The organism is Nostoc sp., assembly GCF_036917355.1.
Taxonomy (GTDB): Bacteria; Cyanobacteriota; Cyanobacteriia; order Cyanobacteriales; family Nostocaceae; genus Nostoc.
On sequence record NZ_JBALDP010000109.1, the window covers coordinates 1 to 19,046 of the forward strand.

The window sequence follows — 19,046 nt, forward strand, 5'->3', positions numbered from 1 at the left end:
TTTTGACTGGTTGACCTTCAACCGTGACGTATTTGCTGCTCATAAAGCTAGTTTGGGCTTTATTTGGGCTTAATTTTTGTCTAAGTCCCGTTAAGCTTGTCGTAGACTTCCAACGCCACAAATTTAAACTCATCGTAAGAAGCGATTCCTTCGGAAAGCTTCGCTAACGCACCCTTCCCATTAACTGGTACATCTGCACCAACTACCGCAACATCTATCTGACTAATCCACTTCACTAACGCATTCGCCACCCAAGTGCTAACAGTTGTCTCTTCAAACTTAAAATCGCCACTTCTCAAACCCTCACCCAATACCTCTAAACCCTTGGGAGATGTGAGAGAATATCCCTTTTTGGAAATTGCGATCGCACCCTGCTTCTGTAATTCCTCGAATATGCCCTGATAATCTGCTACCTTCTGGCTTTTGGATACAATTCGCTTAGTGAGTTGACCCTTCTTAACTTCCTGCTGGATTCCTCCCAAATCCCACAAAGCCAAAAGAAGACGAGTGCTAGTATTTTTTGATGTCATATTAAGTTTACTTTTTGACAAAAAGCATCATAGTAACTGTATCTTTCTAAGTTATTTATGCAGAAAAAATAACCGAGAAATTGCTGAAGATTTCGACGTTTCAGTTAAATAAACTTATCAAAAATCAAAAATATATTTCCTTGGGATGAATACGATTTCTCTCAAAGGCTGGATGGAATACTTGAGAAAATCCACGAATATGAAAGAGAAACGCTGTAGCTGTGCAGTTGTAAATTGAGTGGTATATGTTTTTTCAATTCCAAGCGAAATAACAGGAATTCCAACTTTGTTTTTGCAACAGCAAGGCTTTTAGCAAATACAGGTGAGAACGAAATCCAATGAACACAATATATAAAGAACGTAAAATAGTTTCGCGTCTATTTGCAGTGCTGCTTTCGGCATTGTTAATGGTGCCCTTGCTGAGTAGTTGCGGAGGCGGTTCCCAAAAGGCTAATGTTCCACCACCAGTAGATGACACCATTGGTAGAACAGTGAGCGATCGCACAAACCAAACCGAAGTTAAGAAAGGATTGGGTACGGGGCAAAAAGTGGCACTTTTGGCTGGAGCTGCGGCACTTTACTATATGTACAACCAGCATAAGAATGCTCCCCAAGAAGGAGCGCAAGGTAAATACTATCTTTCCAAGAACGGGCGTGTATATTACCGTGATGCTGAACATCGCGCTCACTGGGTAACGCCACCATCAGAAGGAATTCGAGTACCAGAATCTGAAGCACAAAAGTATCGGGAATTCCAAGGTTATAACCGGAGTGCTACAGGTCGCGATCTAACTGGTATAACTTCATCCGCAGCTCCAGCACTCTAGATCGGCGAAGCGTGTGTATAAAGCGGGTTTCCTGGAGGATAACGCCGATCGCGCCCGTCGGAAACACGAACTTAAATCAGGAGACAGATTATGGTAAATGAATTTTTCCGAAAGGCGAAAGACTTACTTTTGGGATCAAACAGCGATCAAGCCGATCAAGATGCCGAATTCCGCGATCGCAATGTACGTCCAGCCAGCGAAGATCCCTACGGCGATCCCGCAGACCCGACATCTTACGGCGATGTCCGCCCAGCTAGTGAAGACCCCTACGGCGATCCCGCAGATATATCGTCTTACGGCAATGTTCGCCCAGCTAGTGAAGACCCTTACGGCGACCCCGCAGATACTGGGGAGTTTGGTGATGTCCGCCCAGCCAGCGAAGACCCCTACGGCGACCCCGCAGATCAGGATTCTCGCCGCTAACGCAAAACCAATCTGGTGATATTGGTTTTCATAGGGTGATGAATTTTGGAATAACAAATAAGGCAGTGGGATTAGAACCTACTGCTTTTTATTTTGGCTACTATTTATATAAATTAAAAATTACGAATTACGAATTACGAATTACGAATTACGAATTATTTCCTGCGATCGCTCAATATTTTGACGCACAGATCGAGCCGAAATATGCAAACCCTCTCTTTCTTTATCAGTCAGCGTCAATTCCAAAACACTCTCAATTCCACCGCATCCCAACCGACAGGGAACACCAATTACAACATCTTCTAAACCGTATTCACCTTGCAGATACGCCGCCACAGGCAACAACCGCGACTGATTTAATAAAATCGATTCTATCATCACACTAGTAGCCGACGCCGGAGCAAAAAAAGCACCTCCCGTATGCATCAATTCCACAATTTCTGCGCCACCGTTCCGAGTTCTTTCTACCAAACGTTCAATTGTGGCTGCATCCAGCAATTCAGTGATGGGAATGCCGTTAACGGTAGCATAACGAGACAAGGGAACCATTAAATCGCCGTGGCTACCCAATACCATTGCTTTGACATCAGCAGGTAAAACGCCCAATTCTAGGGCAATGAAGGTTTCAAAACGGGCGGAATCTAACACGCCAGCCATACCCATAATGCGATCGCGTGGTAAACCTGTTGCTTGCCAAGCTAAATAAGTCATCACATCCAACGGGTTGGTGACAACAATAAAAATAGCATTGGGAGAATGAGCGATCGCATTTTTTGCCGCTTCTACGACAATCTTGGCATTAATTTTCAGCAAATCATCTCGACTCATGCCTGGTTTGCGGGGAAATCCGGCGGTAATTACCACGATTTGGGAACCAGATGTATCAGCATAATTATTTGTGCCAACAATCTGGCGATTATGTATTTCAATTCCCCTAGCTTCCATCAAATCCAGCGCCAAACCTTGAGGCATTCCCGCAATAATATCTAGTAAAACGACATCTGCCAGGTTTTTCTCTGCAACGCGTTGAGCTAAAGTACTGCCAACCCTACCCGCACCGACGATAGTGACACGGGGTAAATTACAGACAATTGAGGAGTTAGGGAAAGAAGACATAAATTAAGATGCGATTTTTCTCAACAAGAATTCAGAAGTCAGAATAAATGCTAAATTCTGAATTCTGACTCCTGAATTCTTTTTACTTATTTAAACTCTTCGAGTTGATCCACACGTAACCAAATATTAGGTGTTGGCACTTTCCCAAACTTAATCAGGGCGTAATCACCTTTGATATCGACAATTTCGCCCTTGGTTTCAAACAAATAAGAAGGAAAGCGAGCATCACTGGCTTTAGCCTCCAGACTGTTCTCTAGTTTTTCGCGCACAGCGCGAACCATATCTCCTTTTTTGACTGCCATGAGTTCCTCTCTCAAATTTGTAACGTCTTTCACCTGCATTTTAAAAGAGTTCCGAGTTATAACTCCTAACTCTTGTAAAGACGCGATTAATCGCGTCTCATGACTCCCCGTAAAGTTTGACACTCGGAGCAAAAATGACTAGATCGCCCAGCTAACCTGATCCGTTGAATTGATGTACCACAAACTCGACAGGGTTCTCCAGCGCGGTTATAAACCCAGGCTACACCACCATAATTGCCGTTAGTACCTTTAACATTTAAGAAATTACTAAATGTCGTACCACCAGCCTCAATGCTGGTTTCTAACACCTGAATTATCGCTGTTCGCAAACGTTCAATTTGCTTGATCTGCAAATCTATACACAAGGTTTCAGGTAAAATCCCACTCTTAAATAATGCTTCATCAGCATAGATGTTACCTAATCCCGCCACCACCGATTGATCTAGTAGCGCAGTCTTAATTGGACGGCGGCGGTTTTGGAGTTTGCTTGCTAGATATTCAATAGTAAATTCGGGTGAAAATGGATCTGCTGCCAGTTTTGCCAAACCAGTGATAATACTTTCTACAGCAACACCAGGCGGAACCCACCATATTTTACCGAAGGTTCGCTGGTCGACAAAACGTAATTCCTGCCGATCCCCAAAGAATAATCTAACCCGCGTGTGCTTATGTAATGGTTCATGTCTATCTAGCCATAATAGTTGACCAGTCATTCGCAAATGAACCCCTAGCCAGCCGGAAGACGAGGAGAGTTCGGCGAGGAGATATTTACCGCGACGATGCCAAGTAGCGATCGCATTTTTTTCAATTCCATTAACAAACTCACCAACAGAAAACGGGTAGGCGATGGTGCGATCGAGCAACACATCTCCACCCGTGATTTCTTGGTTGAGGGTCAATTGATTTAGACCCCTTCGGACTGTTTCAACTTCAGGCAGTTCGGGCATTCAAGCTGAGTTAAGCAGGCAATTGTGATTTATTTTGAGGGATCGGGGGAAAAGAGATGGGGTAGTAACTTACATAGCCGTAGATGGCTCGTATTACTACCCAAAAGAAACCGTAAATACCCGCAGGGCGGCTCTCTTAGATTAGGGTAGGCTAGGACAAAGAATGAATGAACTGAAATTTTCAGATTTCATACTTCAGACTTAAGACTACCCTTCATCATCGCATCAAACAACCCCCTTGTAGCTTTGCTGCTATTTTTTCGGTGCTTTAGCCTTTGGTGCTTCAACCTCGACTAATTCATCCTGGGCAAAGTTGTTGGTATTGATACCAGAGTAATTGACCTTTTCAAAGCGGACAATTACAGGGTATTTGATGCCGCTTTGGTCGATGGAAGCCACAGTTCCTAGATCCTGAAACCAGTAGGATTCAGGGCGGAGAATACGTACTTTAGAACCACGTTGAACCATGATTATTTTCCCTTTTAGTTATCAATCGCCAATCTAGAGGGCTAATTGATTTCACTCTACAACCTCAAGGTCGCAGCAAGAGTCTTTGTTAAGTTATTTGTCTGAATTGGGAAGTGGGCATTGGATTAGGGGAGAGGTTACAGGTGAAAGGTGATAGGGAATAATCTGTACCCTGTAACCTGTACCCTATTCCCTTCTTCACTCCCGACTCCATAGCACATCCAAAATTGCAAAAGGTATTAGATCCCACTTGACAAGGTACACGTTATAGCGTACCTTCGTTCGCAAAAGGTTATTTGTGCAAAGCAGCTTATGTTTTAGTTAAGACAAACACACTTCCCTCATTACCTCTGCCGATCCGTAGGTCGTTATCTATATAAGTGATATCTAACCAGCCTTGCTGTTTGTCACTGTTTATGGCAACATCAATTCCGGGAAATTTTCTACCTTCTTCAATTTGTTGGATAAAAGTTACCGGAGAATTGTATTCTATTAAACGTTGTAAGCCGATAATAGAACGCTCAAATTTCACTTGGACACGCCGACCTGAAACTGGCTCAAATTTAGCAGCAACGCTGACTAATCCTTCTAAATAAGGTAAGCCATAAATCTCAGCTATGTTGTAAACACTGGTAGTATCTACCCGGATATACTGATAGATTTGACCCAGTTTACATAAGGGTAGACGATCTAAGTTTAAAAGAGCCTTGCTATTGGTGTATAGTAATCGCCAATTGCCATCTAGCAAATTACTAGCTTCCACTGGACGGGGTGTAGGATTAAAGTCTTCTAAATTGGCGATCGCTACTAAGATAGCTTGTTTCTGTTCTTCGGTCGCCAGTAGACCGCGATTTGTACCAGCGATCGCATCCATAAGAGCCGCTTTTCCCATCATTGCCTGTAACCTCAAAAATCACTCACTTTCCATCAGCATAAACAAGATATTAATGACATATATGTAGAGCCATAAAAATTACTAAGAATCGCTTGACTTAAGCCTTATGCTTATTAAATAAAAAAATTTCTATCTGAATGCGGATTTATCAACTAAAGGGTTGAAAAGATAACTAAATTAATCCGTGCCAAGTGATAGACTCTAAATGTCAACTTACGTAAACCTTTTCTTGCCCTGACTCGATATGTTGAACTCTCCATTACGTGAAGTAGCTCGTAACCAAAGAGCCGATGTCATCCCCCTAAAGCCAGAGTCCTCTTTGTTGGACTGGTTACAAAACAACGGTCGCATCATCGCCCGTGACGTTCACGAACCGGATTTTCAAGCTGACGAAGAAGGAATAGACTCCCTAATGGGTGTAGATGATGGAATTGGCTACGACCTCGATGATGATGACGATGATGATGATATAGGAATCGCTGAGAATTAGCCTTTTCAGGCTAGGGACTTGGTAGTATCCCTAGTTACTAGTATTCAATTTTATAAGTGTGGAGTGAAGGGAAACTTCTGTGGACGCTAAATTATCTCCTGAGCAAGGATTAAACATTTCTGGAATCGCTCTAGCCTCTTTATTAGCCGTAGGGTTAGGTACAACAGCATTTTTCTTGGATTCGATGGCCAATCGGCTACCGTGGCAAAGTATGTCGCTAACTCTGCCACTACTGTTGTGTGCGTTGGGTTCAGGTGTAGTGGGCTATTGGGTAATACCTTTACTTCAAGCACTTAAAACTGGACAAATAATTCGCGAAGATGGGCCTCAAGCTCATCTCAAAAAAGCAGGCACTCCCACAATGGGCGGTATATTTTTTATACCTGTATCTGTGCTGCTTGCCTGCATATTGTCTAACTTTTCTAAAGAGGTGCTTGCAGTTTCGGCTTTGACAATCAGCTATGGATTGATTGGCTGGCTCGACGATTGGCAAATTCTGCGCCGGAAATCAAATAAAGGTATATCTCCCCGCACAAAACTAGCTTTGCAGGTGAGTTTTGCGGCTGTATTTTGTCTATGGCTGATGTTTAATCAACCTTCTAATATTACAAATATTGCTTTGCCTTGGGTGGGCTTCACACTACCATTAGGATTCCTATTTTGGCCTTTAGCAGGTTTTGTACTAGTTGCAGAAAGCAATGCGACTAATTTAACAGATGGTATTGATGGCTTGGCAGCAGGAACAGTAGCGATCGCACTTTTGGCATTAGGTGCTTTAGTCGCACCAACAGTACCAGGATTGATGGTTTTCTGTGCTGCTTTAAGTGGCGGGTGTTTAGGTTTCTTAGCCCATAATCGCAACCCAGCCCGCGTTTTCATGGGAGATACTGGTTCTCTGGCACTGGGAGGAGCTTTAGCTGCTGTAGCACTATTAACAAACACCTTAGTAGGTCTGTTTATTCTCAGTGGTATCTTCTTCGTAGAAACCCTTTCGGTGATGGCACAGGTAAGTTATTACAAAGCCACGAAGGGCCCCGATGGCAAAGGCAAACGTCTCTTTAAAATGGCACCCTTACACCATCATTTAGAACTTACTGGCTGGTCAGAATTACAAGTTGTTGGAGTGTTTTATATAATCGCAGCGATTTTGGCTACCATCTGTTTAGCGATCGCTCCATTCTGAATGTTTTAAAAACTGCTTGAATATAAAAAACAACTCCCACATCTTCAGGGAGTTGTTTTTTTATAGGATAAATTTATAAAGTCATGGAGTCAATCTAAAATTGTTTGACCGTTTGCGGTCTTCTGAATTCTTTATTCTTCAATTATAGGCATTTATATACTCCCTAACTCGATTCTTCCCTGTTCGCTTTGCCTCAAGCATCGCTTGATTCGCCCGATTTAGAAAATCTTTAACCGTAATCCCTGGTTCTGATACAGCTATTCCAAAAGAAGCGGTGATGCTTTCGAGGAGACGATCGCCATCCTTCAATTGCATTTGTTCAATATCTACCCTTAATTGTTCTACTCGCTTTCTGAGCGTTTCCAGTGTCATATTAGGCATCACAATCACAAATTCTTCACCACCCCATCTGCAAGCAATGTCAAAGGATCGAATAGATTTTAAAAGTAACTTTGCTAATCCCTGGAGAACAATATTGGCAGTCACATGTCCATAACGCGAGTTGTAAGACTTGAAGTTATCGATATCAAGAAAAATCATACTAAGAGGTTGTCCCGATCGTTCAGCTTCTGCTAGCCTTTGTTCCGTTATGCTTTCCATATAGCTTTGATTGAATAGTTGGGTCATCCCATCCCGCAAGTTTTCATGGGTTAGACGTTGTTTGATCGATAGATTATTCATTGCAATGCCTAATGTTCTAGCAATAATCTCAGAAGTTTGTCGATCTTCTGGACTGATTTCTTCAAGGGCGTTGAGGTGTAAACTGCCAACTATTTCGCCTTGTGCAAACAATGGAACACACAAATGTGTGCCGCTAACAGGTTGTATTAAGTGACTGCACATTAGTCCTGAATTACGAGGCGATAAAAGATTTAATTTTCCTCTCCGTAAAGCCCAACAATCAGATAGTGAAAATATTTCTTTACTCCTTCTTTCACCTCCCCAAAAACTATTCATCTGAACATAATTTTTAGAATTAGCAATTATATAAATAGAACCACTCATATTCGGAAATAGCTTGGAACACGTTAAAGCAACTACTTGATACACCTCATCTTCAGACTCGCAGGAATAAAGCATCTCCGCCATATCTGAGAGATATATAAGTTCTCGTTTTTTTGCTTCCAATTCCAGTGTTTTTTCTTCTAGTTGCCGATTTAAATCAGTGAGCGATCGTTGTGCTTCTATAGATTCTGTAATATCAATACTGATTCCCCCAATACGGTAAGCGCCCGTTGCGTAATCGCTGAACGGAAACTTAAACGATAGCCAATAGCACGGCTGATTGTTACCAGATACTTTTACCTCTTCAATCAGCTTCAAGGGACGTAGAGTCTTCAAAACAACTCGATCGTTCTCCATAACCTGCCGCCCCTCTTCTGGATCTGGCAAGAATTCACTATCAGTTTTTCCCAACCATTCTTGTGAATTTACAGAAAATCTAGACTGTATTTCCTGGTTGTAGTAAAGCACTCTAGATTGCTCATCTTTGATATATGCTGCAAATGGCCCCTGATCTAGGAATAGCTGTTGCATCTGCTGGCTGCGTTGTAGTTCGCGGGTATCTTCTTGATATCTGGCGATCGCCTCTACAATTTGATAAGCGGTTGGCATTAGGTAGATTAAGGCAGACAAGGAAATAAACGCCATTACATCAAGTATGCCTAAGTGCAGCAGGGACACTGCCATATATGGCTCAAAGATCGCCAAAAAGTGGTCAAATCCGCAAAATAGTACGAATCCACCTGATAAGAAAAAGGCTAGCCAAAACTTAGAAGGGATAGTTGCCTTAGTTTTGGCAAAGAAAACCCCTATTATTATGGGGATACCAAAGTATGAAAATGCAGTAATGCTATGAGCAATTATGCAATTCCAGTAAATAGGTTCCATTACTGATCTGATATTAATATTTCATCCGTTTGACTATAATTCTGGATAGTCTCAATATGTAAGTGGATAAAGGATGATTTCAGTGCTTCATAACTGAATTTTATGGTAGTTTTCTGAAAAGTTGCTCGTTTCACCCCTTGCAAACCTGACTTACCAAGTGAGTGAGTTCGGGTAAAATCAGTTTTTTCATCGCCAGTCGCACAGCATTACTAGAACCAGGAAGCGAGAAGATTAATTTATCTTGATAAACACCAGCAACAGCGCGAGAAGCGATCGCCCGCGAACCAATTTCTTGATAACTTAAAAAACGAAATAATTCACCAAATCCCGGCAAAGTTTTCTCCAGTAACTTCTCAATGGCGTCGTAAGTGGTATCTCTTGGTGCAATACCTGTACCACCATTGAAAATTACAGCATCCAAATTTGCGCTTTTACCTAAATTTTCTATCTGCCCTTGAATTTGTGTTGGTTCATCTTTAATAATCGTGTAGGCTCCTACAGTATGGTTAGCACCAAGGAGTAATTGCTGAATTAGCTGGCCACTTTTGTCTGTTTCCAAAGTGCGTGTATCGCTGACAGTAACCACAGCACAAGTTACTAAAATTCCAGGCGAGTCTGGATGGGGTTGTGGCATTATATGTAACTCATGAACTTTTAATAATGGATAATTGGGCATGGTAAATGGCGCATTGACAGTTACCGATGCCCGATGCCCTATGCCCTATGCCTCATTTTTACTCAGTCCCAGATCGTTTTCTTCAGCATACCGCTCCATGAAGCGCATAAAGCGCTCCCATTCTTGGGCAGATTTCATTACATAAAGTGCTTCTAATTCTTCCGGTTTCCCGTTAATAAATTTGGCTTTAACTTCACGGGTAATTATCTCGCCTTCTTCGTCAATCAAGTACATTCCGGTAATATCTTCGGTAGTACCTTGATCTAAAATTTTCGGATTCGTAAAAATAAAGGTCGCTGTACCACTATCCCCAGTACGCGATCGCGTCAAGCGCACATCTGGAGTTACCTCTTCGTCAAGACCTCTAGAAAACTGGATTTTCGCCATGATGAATGAATTTAAACTTTGATGATGGTTAATTTAATATTCTCTCATCAATTAGAACACCACGGTCTAGAAGCTACTGTGATTCAGTTTTATGGTGTATGTACTTAAATCGCTTCTTTTTCAAGTAATAAAGTTACGGGGCCGTCGTTTTCAATCGTAACTTGCATCATTGCACCAAACTTACCTGTTTCTACCTGCAACCCGCTAGCTCTTAACTTGATAACAAAACGATTATACAAATCTTCTGCCGATTGGGGAGCAGATGAACGGTCAAAAGAAGGACGGCGACCTTTGCGACAGTCACCATAAAGTGTGAACTGACTGACAACTAACAAATCGCCGCCAATCTCTTGTATAGATTTTTGCCATCGGTCGTCTCCTTCTTCGTCAGGAAACAGCCGTAATTCTAAGCATTTACGAACCATCCAGTCGATTTCAGCATCAGTATCGGTATTGGCTATACCTACAAGCAAATTTAGCCCCTGCCCAATTTTGCTGATAATTTCACCATTAACTGTAACTTGAGATGATTTGACTCGCTGGATAACAACGCGCATTTTAATCAGAACATTTATCAACGTTTTGATTTTAGAGCAATATATAAAAACTAAAAACAACGATTTTCCATTGTTCAAAATTGATGGCGGAGCCATTGAGAATGCATTCCCAGATGGAACCTGGGAACGAGTAGTAAGTTTCTAACTTCTAACTTTTATTTGCCAAAGCCTTTACCGCGAGAGGTTGAAGGTAGACAAATGCATTTTTCGAGTTGAGAAATTAAAGCCTCACGATCCAAATTTTGACCAATCAGTACTAACTGGTTTTTCAGTTGACCTTTCCATTCATCATCATCTAAGGTGAAGCGTTTACCACAAAGGTGGAAAATATGACGCTTCGGACTTTCATCAAACCACATAATCCCCTTGGCTCGGAAGATATTTGAAGGTAGCTGGTTATCTAAGAAATACTGAAACTTCCTAATAGAAAAAGGCTTGTCACTTTGGAAAGAGATGGAAGTAAAACCATCATTTTCTAAATGGTCAGAATGATGGTGATGATCGTGATGGTCATGGTCGTGATGATCGTGACCGCATGTTGAGTGGTCATGCTCATCATGATGATCGTGATGTTCATGAGCGTGATGATCGTGTTCATCCACCACTGTGTCAAAATATTTATCCGACTCAAACAGACCAACACTGAGAATCAAAGGAAGTGGCACTTGCGATCGCGTCGCGCGGATTATTCTTGCTCCTTCCTTGACTTCGTTAATTTTTCTTTCTAACTCGTTCAAAGTGGCTTCATCAACTAAATCTGCCTTGTTCAGCACAATTACATCACCATAGGCAATTTGGCTGTATGCTGCTTCCGAGTTAAATAAATCTAGGCTGTAATTAGCCGCGTCTACCACGGTAATAATCGAATCTAAGCGAGTTAAATCCCGCAATTCTGTGCCCAGAAATGTTAGAGCTACTGGTAGCGGATCTGCTAATCCAGTTGTTTCCACTACTAGATAATCTAGATTTTCTTGGCGTTCTAAAACTTTGTAAACTGCATCTACTAAATCATTATTAATAGTGCAGCAGATACAACCATTATTTAGCTCCACCATGTTCTCACCAGTGGAAACAATTAGCTCGTTGTCGATGCCAATTTCGCCAAATTCATTCACGAGAACAGCGGTTTTCAAACCCTGTTGGTTGTTGAGGATATGATTGAGTAAAGTCGTCTTGCCGCTACCGAGGAAACCCGTAATAATTGTTACTGGCATTCCTTGTTTGGGCGTATCCATTGCCGAAGATTCGGGTGTAACTGCTGATTGCATAGCGCTGTTATCAAATAGTCAAAAAATAGTAATGTAGCGCAGATAGTCCAGAAAACACTAGCGCCGCTATGCGGAAGTCAAAAGTCAAAAGTCAAAAGTCGAAACCCTTGATTTCTGGGCTTTCGAGATTTTGTCCAATAGTATGTTGATTTCCGCCGTGACGTACTAGCATAGGGATGCTGGACTGTCATCCCAGCTGCTTTACCCTATTATTACGTATCTTCTTATTTCAGCATTACTCTGTTATGACCCTAACCCTTTACAATACCCTCACCCGTCGTCAAGAACCGTTTGAAACAGTCGAAGCAGGCAAGGTTAAGATGTATTACTGCGGCGTGACGGTATACGACTACTGCCATTTGGGTCATGCTAGAGCTTGCATTGTTTGGGATGTAATCCGCAGATACCTCCAGTTTATCGGCTATGAAGTCCGATATATCCAAAATTTTACTGATATTGATGACAAGATTCTCAATCGAGCCTGTGCTGAACATTCATCGATGGAAGCCGTAGCCGATCGCTTTATCAAAGCATATTTTGAGGATATGGCGCGATTGGGAATCAAAGAAGCTGATGAGTATCCCCGTGCTACCCACACGATGAATGGCATTCAGCGGTTAATTCATGAGTTGGAAAATAAAGGTTTTGCTTACCCTGCTGACGGTGATGTGTATTATGCAGTACGGCAGTTTGCTGAGTATGGCAAGCTTTCAGGACGTAAGTTAGAAGATATGCAAGCCGGGAAAAGCGATGCCTACGGCGGGCTACGCCAACGCGTCAACATAGAAGATCCAGAGTACCAGAAAAAGAAAGACCCCTTCGATTTTGCTTTATGGAAGGCAGCAAAACCGGGAGAACCCGCTTGGGAATCACCTTGGGGCGCAGGTCGTCCGGGGTGGCACATTGAATGCTCGGCAATGGTGCGCGATCGCCTGGGTGATACCATCGATATTCATGCTGGTGGTGCTGACTTAATTTTTCCCCATCACGAAAACGAAATTGCCCAATCTGAAGCTGTGACGGGAAAACCCTTAGCGCGTTACTGGTTACATAACGGTATGGTGAAGGTAGATGGTGAAAAAATGTCCAAATCTTTGGGCAACTTTATCACTATTAGAGAATTGCTAGATCGAGGAGTTGACCCGATGGCAGTGCGGTTATTCGTGTTGACCGCTCAATATCGCACACCCATAGATTTTACCGACGAAGCGATCGCCGCAGCAACCAACGGTTGGCACACCATTAAAGAAGGTTTACTCTTCGGCTACCAATACGGTAAACAACTAGGCTGGGGAGTGGGAACAGCTTCACTGCTAGCTGAAACTGTTGAACGCTTTCAGGAAACTGTGAATAATGACTTTAATTTTCCTGGTGGGTTAACAGTGCTGTTTGAATTAGCCAAAGAACTGCGCCGTGAAGGAAATATTCTTGTGCATGAAGGGAAAACAGAAACATCACCAAATGAATTACAGCGGCAATGGCAAACTCTCGTCACATTAGCTGGAGTTTTAGGTTTAGAAGCCAAGATAGAAACAGAAACTCACACGAATAGTGGTTTAAGCGATGCAGAAATTGAAGTGAAGATTCAGCAAAGGCAAGAAGCACGTAAAGGCAAGAATTTTGCCGAAAGCGATCGCATTCGTGACGAACTTCAAGCACAAGGTATTACGCTAATTGATAGTCGTGATGGCACGCGCTGGCACCGGAATTAGGGAGAGTGGAGAGTGGGAGTAGGAGATAAATTCCTCTCCTTTGTACCATTCCCCATTCCCCATTCCCCATTCCCCATTCCCCATTCCCCATTCCCCATTCTTTATGTGGTCTGAACTCAAAAAAGCGATCGCTAGTTTCGATATACCCGCTGATTGGATTGGTATTAGAGCTGTAAAGGAGACTTCTACTACCCGTTCAGTCCGTGACGCCTTACCCCAACTAAATGGCAAATCCTTCACCGTGGGAGCCATGCTGGAAGTTTTGGTGAATGGCTGTCTGGGTTATGCAGCTACTAATTCTCTAGAACTGTCTTCCCTGCAAACTGCTGCTCAAACAGCCTATAACCAGGCACTAGCAGCCAGTGAATGGTGGATACATCCCTTCCGTGAAAGTGAGCGCCCTAAAGTTGTTGGTGAATATAAATCTCCATTTCTTGAGCCATTGGATTCTCTGAGTCCAGGGGAAATCAACGATTTGCTAGTTCGTATTTGCCAAACGCTCAAAGTTGACGACAAAATTGTGCAAACCATAGCTAGTGCCAGCACAATCGAGAGAGAATCTTGGTTTGTTAGCAGTAACGGCTCAGAAGTCTATCAAAAAATACTATCTATAGGCACTAATTACGGAGCCACTGCCCAAGATGGAGCAGTTGTACAACAGCGTAGCAACAACGGCTCGCAAGCAAACTGTTACCAAGGCGGACTCGAACTATTAAAACAAGAAAATTTATGGCATCGGGTGCAGCAAATAGGCGAACAAGCAATAGAACTTTTGACAGCAGAAGAATGCCCAACCACCCGTACCAATTTAGTTTTAGCTCCAGATCAAATGATGCTGCAAATCCATGAAAGTGTTGGGCATCCCCTAGAAATTGACCGAATTTTGGGAGATGAGCGTAACTATGCTGGGGGCAGCTTTGTTAATAAAAGCGATTTTGGCAACCTAGTATATGGTTCGCCCTTGATGAACATTACCTTTGATCCCACCGTGCCTGGTGAATTTTCTAGCTACGGCTTTGATGATACTGGTGCTGTAGCGACGCGGGAGTATTTGGTTAAAAAAGGTGTACTGCAACGGGGTTTAGGCAGTCTAGAGAGTCAAGCCAGAGCAGGTGTAGCAGGAGTTGCCTGTGCCCGTGCTTCCTCATGGAATCGACCAGCGATCGATCGCATGGGTAACTTGAATTTAGAGCCTTTAAACGGCACTTTTGAAGACATTATTGGCGGGATAGAGCACGGCGTTTACATGGAATCTAACCGTTCTTGGTCAATTGACGATCGCCGCTACAAATTCCAATTTGGTTGTGAGTACGCTAAATTAATTGAAAATGGCAAACTCACCAAAACCCTCCGTAATCCCAACTACCGCGCCACAACACCAGAGTTTTGGCATAGTTTAATTAAAGTAGGAGATGCCACAAGTTGGCAAATGTATGGTACTCCTTATTGTGGTAAAGGAGAACCAAATCAGGCCATTTGGGTAGGACACGGTTCACCTGTCTGTGTATTTGCTAATGTCGAAGTTTTTGGTGGAGGAACTTGAAAAATACAATAGTTATAAGTTGGTAGTTATGAGTTTTGAATTAAGTAAATAGGCATAATTAAACATTAAATAAAATCCTAGCTTGTAGTGAGCGATTCATCACTCAAAAAAGGATTATCAGGACTAAAGTCCTTACTACAAACTTTAATTTATTTACGCCTAGCTACTTATAAAAATTCTTTTAACTCCTAACTCCTAACTCCTAACTTTCTCCCTCTCTCTATTCCCTATTAATATTTAATATCCATGAAAATTGAGGAATTATCTGCGTTAGAAGTCAGCTTTAATCGACTGATTGAAAGTTTGCTGATTAAAAAAGCAGAAGATGAGCAATTCACTGTGAGACTCAGCAGTGAAATCAGTCAATTTACTCGTTTTAATCATGCTAAAGTGCGACAAACTGGTTGTGTTGCTGATGGTTGGATAGAACTGACTTTGATGCAAAATCAGCGCAACAGCGTTCGGCAGTTTCCCTTTACTGGAAATTGGGAAGTAGACTGGCAGTTAGCATATACCGCTTTGCAAGAACTACGTGACGAACTTATTCTACTACCCGTCGATCCATATCTAGTTTTGCCATCAGCAAATAATATCAGTCGAGAAATACATTCTGGAAATTTATTGGCGGCTGAGGCAGTAGTCCCAACGGTACTAGAACTAGTTGCTGAATTGGATTTTACAGGGATATATGCAGGGGGAGTAGTAATTAAAGCTTATGGTGATTCTAGCGGTCAAAAACACTGGTTTGCGACTGATTCTTTTACCTTGGATTATTCTTTATTTTCCCCATCTGGACAAGCAGTTAAGGGTACGTTTGCCGGGAGTGATTGGAATGAATCTAAATATATAGCCAAAATTAGCGAAGCTAAAAAACAACTAGAATTGCTTGCTCACCCAACTAAAGAACTGCCACGGGGACAGTACAAAACTTATTTTGCACCTGCTGCTGTTGCAGATTTATTATTAATGCTTTCTTGGGGAGCGGTAAGCGAAGCTGATATCCAACAAGGGAACAGTGCTTTAGCTGCTTTATCGCGTCAAGAAAAACAACTTTCTCTAAGATTTAGTTTAAAAGAAAATTTTCAGCGGGGATTAGTGCCGCGATTTAATGAATTGGGAGAAATGGCAGTACCGGAGTTACCCGTAATAGAAAAAGGATATTTGGTAAATACTCTGGTGAATTCTCGAACTGCTAAAGAATATCAAAAAATTGCCAACGGCGCTAATGGTTCAGAGACTTTACGAGCGCCAGAAGTGAGTCCGGGAAATTTAGTATTTGAGCAGATTCTTCCGAGTTTAGATACAGGATTATATGTATCAAATTTGCATTACTTGAATTGGAGCGATCGCCACACTGGTAGAATCACAGGTATGACTCGTTATGCTTGTTTTTGGGTAGAAAATGGAGAAATTATCGCACCAATTGAAAACTTACGTTTTGATGAAAGTCTCTATCGGTTCTGGGGAGAAAATCTAATAGATTTGACTACTTTTCAAGAATTCATTCCTGAAGTAGGTACTTATGACAGTCGCCAGCTAGGAGGTAGTTTAGTTCCCGGTATGCTGGTAGAAGATTTTACATATACTTTGTAATCATCTGCTGATAGGAAATTCAAAGCCAACAGATAGAAATCGGCTCTATCGCTTCCTTTATAGTTCCTAGTATTAAATCCATGCTTTTTTAAACCTGTTATTCTTATAGAGAAAGAGTTTTACAGTTTTTCAACTTGGTATTTAATAACGTAAGTCACTTTAGGTTCAGGGGAGCGATAGAACCTATAAATTTACCCTCAGAGGATGTTTGAAAAGTATTGCGCGGATAGAAATCGCTACTACACAAACATTCGCGTAGCGTCCCGTAGATAAGGGGGGTTTCCCCATGAACAACTGGCGCACGACTCATAATCACTAATGCTAGTAATAAATTAGACTTTACAAACATCCTCTAATAGGGAGGTGACATTGGAGCTAGCTAATCACAAACAAACTATTAAGCTAGAGCGACGTAGACATCAGCATTTCCAAAACCAACAATATCATTGCGACCATCGCCATTGATATCGCCGAGTTGACGCGGATATTGGTTAAAGCTAGTCCATCCACCATCAACCACAGTAAAATTATCGCTTTGAGCGACAAATATCGGACCGAAAGTACCATTGGTTTGACCTAGAGCGGCGTAGACATCATTATTTCCAAAGCCGACAATATCATCAAGACCATCGCCGTTGATATCAGCAAGCTGACGCGGATATTGATTAAAGCTAGTCCATCCGCCATCAACCACAGTAAAATTATCGCTTTGAGCGACAAATATCGAACCGAAAGTGCCATCACTTTGACCTAGAGCGACGTAGACATCACTATTTCCAAAACCGACGATATCATCACGACCATCGCCGTTGACATCACCAAGCTGACGTGGATATAGGTCAAAGCTAGTCCATCCGCCATCTACTACAGTAAAATTATTGTCCTGAGCGACAAATATCGAACCGAAAGTGCCATCACTTTGACCTAGAGCGACGTAGACATCACTATTTCCAAAACCGACAATATCATCGCGACCATCGCCGTTGACATCACCAAGCTGACGCGGATATTGGTTAAAGCTAGTCCATCCGCCATCAACCGCAGAAAAATTATCGCTTTGAGCGACAAATATCGGACCAAAAGTGCCATTGCTTCTACCTAGAGAGACGTAGACATCGCTATTTCCAAAACCGACAATATCATCACGACCATCGCCGTTGACATCACCAATCTGACGCGGATATTGGTTAAAGCTAGTCCATCCGCCATCAACCACAGAAAAATTATCGCTTTGAGCGACAAATATCGGACCGAAAGTGCCATTGCTTTGACCTAGAGCGACGTAGACATCACTATTTCCAAAGCCGACAATATCATCACGACCATCGCCGTTGATATCACCAATCTGACGCGGATATAGGTCAAAGCTAGTCCATCCGCCATCTACTACAGTAAAATTATTGTCCTGAGCTACAAACAACGAACCGAAAGTGCTCATTATAATGCTCCTTTAAGCAATAATATTGCGCGTAGTAAAACTACGTACCTATTTAAGATTCAGTTTTAGTTCCAGAAACTACGCTAATCATTTACAAACCTTTACACCGTAATATTTTTATGTCAGCTTCTAACTACCAAGCGATTACTGATGAAGAGTTACGGGACTGAGTTTGCTAGCATCCCAAAGATGTAGAAGCTTTCCACATTCTCATGGATAGATTAGAATACTGTCCAAAAATGATTTGTACCACAGACGAAGAAATTAAAGCCAAATTGCAAAAGCGAATTAATCAATAGCAACCGCAGTGAAGCATATTGGAGATTAGGTACTTTTCCCATTACCCAGTACCTATTTGTATAATTTTTCAATACCAATATTATTAATTAAATTCTCTCAATACTAAAATCATCTATCTCTGTAAACTGCATTAATTACAATATCTTTGATGCTCAAGTAAAGAATTAATAGCAACAATAAAAATTGTTCAAATTGAAGAATTGGATCTAAACGCCAATCTTGATAATACAAGATTGCTCCACTTAACAACATTATAGTTGGCGTAAATATAAGTTGGATAATGTAAAGGGCTAAAGCCCAAACTCTAAGCCTAGTTCCACGTTGGGATAGCCAAGCTACTGTTAAAATCAAGTAAATAATTGCCCAAAGCAAATAAATAATTCCAATTAAACCAGCTATATTTAATCCAAAATTAACTTGAGCAAAAGTAAGCATTTATTAAAAATCCTGCTTAATTCCAAGCTAAAATTTAAAATTTATTAGTAGGTAGATTCCCTAAAA

At 41.8% G+C, this 19,046-nt stretch carries 19 protein-coding genes and 2 pseudogenes; 8 read left to right on the forward strand and 13 right to left on the reverse strand.

All coding sequences use genetic code 11. The features are described from left to right. Nucleotides 1–89 precede the first annotated feature (89 nt). Nucleotides 90–530, reverse strand: a pseudogene (locus tag V7K53_RS32190) (hypothetical protein); the annotation flags it as partial. Between the two features lie 338 nt (nt 531–868). On the opposite strand from V7K53_RS32190, the gene V7K53_RS32195 reads away from it, so the two are divergent. Then, a complete protein-coding gene (locus V7K53_RS32195) occupies nt 869–1,357 on the forward strand; it encodes a hypothetical protein (RefSeq protein ID WP_289795292.1) in 489 nt (162 codons plus the stop codon). 90 nt (nt 1,358–1,447) lie between these two features. Beyond that, nucleotides 1,448–1,780 (forward strand): translation initiation factor, encoded by a 333-nt coding sequence (locus tag V7K53_RS32200; protein WP_335201542.1) that lies wholly within the window; start codon nt 1,448–1,450, stop codon nt 1,778–1,780. Between the two features lie 141 nt (nt 1,781–1,921). Here the strand turns inward: V7K53_RS32200 and mdh are convergent, their stop codons facing one another. The 5 genes from mdh to V7K53_RS32225 form a co-directional block, all read right to left on the reverse strand. Further along, nucleotides 1,922–2,896 (reverse strand): malate dehydrogenase, encoded by a 975-nt coding sequence (gene mdh, locus V7K53_RS32205; protein ID WP_335201544.1) that lies wholly within the window; start codon nt 2,894–2,896, stop codon nt 1,922–1,924. Nucleotides 2,897–2,982: 86 nt separating this feature from the next. Beyond that, on the reverse strand, nt 2,983–3,198 hold the full coding sequence (locus tag V7K53_RS32210; protein WP_194042991.1) for an NAD(P)H-quinone oxidoreductase subunit O: 216 nt from the start codon (nt 3,196–3,198) through the stop codon (nt 2,983–2,985). An 86-nt stretch (nt 3,199–3,284) separates the two neighbouring features. Beyond that, nucleotides 3,285–4,145 carry a DNA-formamidopyrimidine glycosylase gene (locus tag V7K53_RS32215; protein WP_335201545.1) on the reverse strand — a complete coding sequence of 287 codons (861 nt, stop codon included), beginning with the start codon at nt 4,143–4,145 and terminating at the stop codon, nt 3,285–3,287. 252 nt (nt 4,146–4,397) lie between these two features. Continuing rightward, nucleotides 4,398–4,613 carry a photosystem I reaction center subunit IV gene (locus tag V7K53_RS32220; protein ID WP_094349537.1) on the reverse strand — a complete coding sequence of 72 codons (216 nt, stop codon included), beginning with the start codon at nt 4,611–4,613 and terminating at the stop codon, nt 4,398–4,400. A gap of 310 nt (nt 4,614–4,923) precedes the next feature. Beyond that, nucleotides 4,924–5,508, reverse strand: coding sequence for a PAP/fibrillin family protein (locus V7K53_RS32225; RefSeq protein WP_335201546.1), 585 nt, complete (start codon nt 5,506–5,508; stop codon nt 4,924–4,926). A 244-nt stretch (nt 5,509–5,752) separates the two neighbouring features. Between V7K53_RS32225 and V7K53_RS32230 the strand changes: the two genes are divergently transcribed. Both V7K53_RS32230 and mraY read left to right on the forward strand, forming a co-directional pair. Next, nucleotides 5,753–5,998 (forward strand): DUF3134 domain-containing protein, encoded by a 246-nt coding sequence (locus tag V7K53_RS32230; RefSeq protein ID WP_335201547.1) that lies wholly within the window; start codon nt 5,753–5,755, stop codon nt 5,996–5,998. Nucleotides 5,999–6,077: 79 nt separating this feature from the next. Further along, nucleotides 6,078–7,181 (forward strand): phospho-N-acetylmuramoyl-pentapeptide-transferase, encoded by a 1,104-nt coding sequence (gene mraY / locus V7K53_RS32235; RefSeq protein ID WP_335201548.1) that lies wholly within the window; start codon nt 6,078–6,080, stop codon nt 7,179–7,181. A 138-nt stretch (nt 7,182–7,319) separates the two neighbouring features. Here mraY and V7K53_RS32240 read toward each other — a convergent pair whose 3' ends face one another. The 5 genes from V7K53_RS32240 to V7K53_RS32260 all read right to left on the reverse strand — a co-directional run bounded on the left by V7K53_RS32240 (nt 7,320) and on the right by V7K53_RS32260 (nt 11,959). Continuing rightward, on the reverse strand, nt 7,320–9,071 hold the full coding sequence (locus V7K53_RS32240) for a diguanylate cyclase (protein WP_335201549.1): 1,752 nt from the start codon (nt 9,069–9,071) through the stop codon (nt 7,320–7,322). A gap of 130 nt (nt 9,072–9,201) precedes the next feature. Next, a complete protein-coding gene (locus V7K53_RS32245; RefSeq protein WP_442940523.1) occupies nt 9,202–9,747 on the reverse strand; it encodes a MogA/MoaB family molybdenum cofactor biosynthesis protein in 546 nt (181 codons plus the stop codon). A gap of 45 nt (nt 9,748–9,792) precedes the next feature. Beyond that, nucleotides 9,793–10,134 (reverse strand): photosystem II reaction center protein Psb28, encoded by a 342-nt coding sequence (psb28, locus tag V7K53_RS32250; RefSeq protein WP_194042354.1) that lies wholly within the window; start codon nt 10,132–10,134, stop codon nt 9,793–9,795. Nucleotides 10,135–10,238: 104 nt separating this feature from the next. Continuing rightward, nucleotides 10,239–10,691 carry a D-aminoacyl-tRNA deacylase gene (gene dtd / locus V7K53_RS32255; protein WP_335201550.1) on the reverse strand — a complete coding sequence of 151 codons (453 nt, stop codon included), beginning with the start codon at nt 10,689–10,691 and terminating at the stop codon, nt 10,239–10,241. A gap of 155 nt (nt 10,692–10,846) precedes the next feature. Next, nucleotides 10,847–11,959, reverse strand: a complete 1,113-nt coding sequence (locus V7K53_RS32260) for a CobW family GTP-binding protein (protein WP_335201551.1) — start codon at nt 11,957–11,959, stop codon at nt 10,847–10,849. Between the two features lie 245 nt (nt 11,960–12,204). Here V7K53_RS32260 and cysS point away from each other — a divergent pair, with 245 nt between their 5' ends. From cysS to V7K53_RS32275, 3 genes are all read left to right on the forward strand, one after another. Further along, entirely contained in the window at nt 12,205–13,671 is a 1,467-nt protein-coding gene (gene cysS, locus V7K53_RS32265) for a cysteine--tRNA ligase (RefSeq protein ID WP_335201552.1), read from the forward strand. A 103-nt stretch (nt 13,672–13,774) separates the two neighbouring features. Continuing rightward, nucleotides 13,775–15,214: a TldD/PmbA family protein gene (locus V7K53_RS32270; RefSeq protein WP_335201553.1), complete on the forward strand. Its 1,440-nt coding sequence runs from the start codon at nt 13,775–13,777 to the stop codon at nt 15,212–15,214. A 246-nt stretch (nt 15,215–15,460) separates the two neighbouring features. Next, nucleotides 15,461–16,807, forward strand: a complete 1,347-nt coding sequence (locus V7K53_RS32275; RefSeq protein ID WP_335201555.1) for a TldD/PmbA family protein — start codon at nt 15,461–15,463, stop codon at nt 16,805–16,807. Nucleotides 16,808–17,204: 397 nt separating this feature from the next. On the opposite strand, the gene V7K53_RS32280 is transcribed toward V7K53_RS32275, so the two are convergent. Beyond that, nucleotides 17,205–18,245 carry an FG-GAP repeat domain-containing protein gene (locus V7K53_RS32280; protein WP_335201557.1) on the reverse strand — a complete coding sequence of 347 codons (1,041 nt, stop codon included), beginning with the start codon at nt 18,243–18,245 and terminating at the stop codon, nt 17,205–17,207. A gap of 191 nt (nt 18,246–18,436) precedes the next feature. Here V7K53_RS32280 and V7K53_RS34175 point away from each other — a divergent pair. Continuing rightward, a pseudogene (locus V7K53_RS34175) lies at nt 18,437–18,544 on the forward strand (DUF6887 family protein); the annotation flags it as partial. Between the two features lie 109 nt (nt 18,545–18,653). Here the strand turns inward: V7K53_RS34175 and V7K53_RS32285 are convergent. Next, on the reverse strand, nt 18,654–18,980 hold the full coding sequence (locus tag V7K53_RS32285; protein WP_335201558.1) for a Ycf66 family protein: 327 nt from the start codon (nt 18,978–18,980) through the stop codon (nt 18,654–18,656). Between the last annotated feature and the right edge of the window lie 66 nt (nt 18,981–19,046).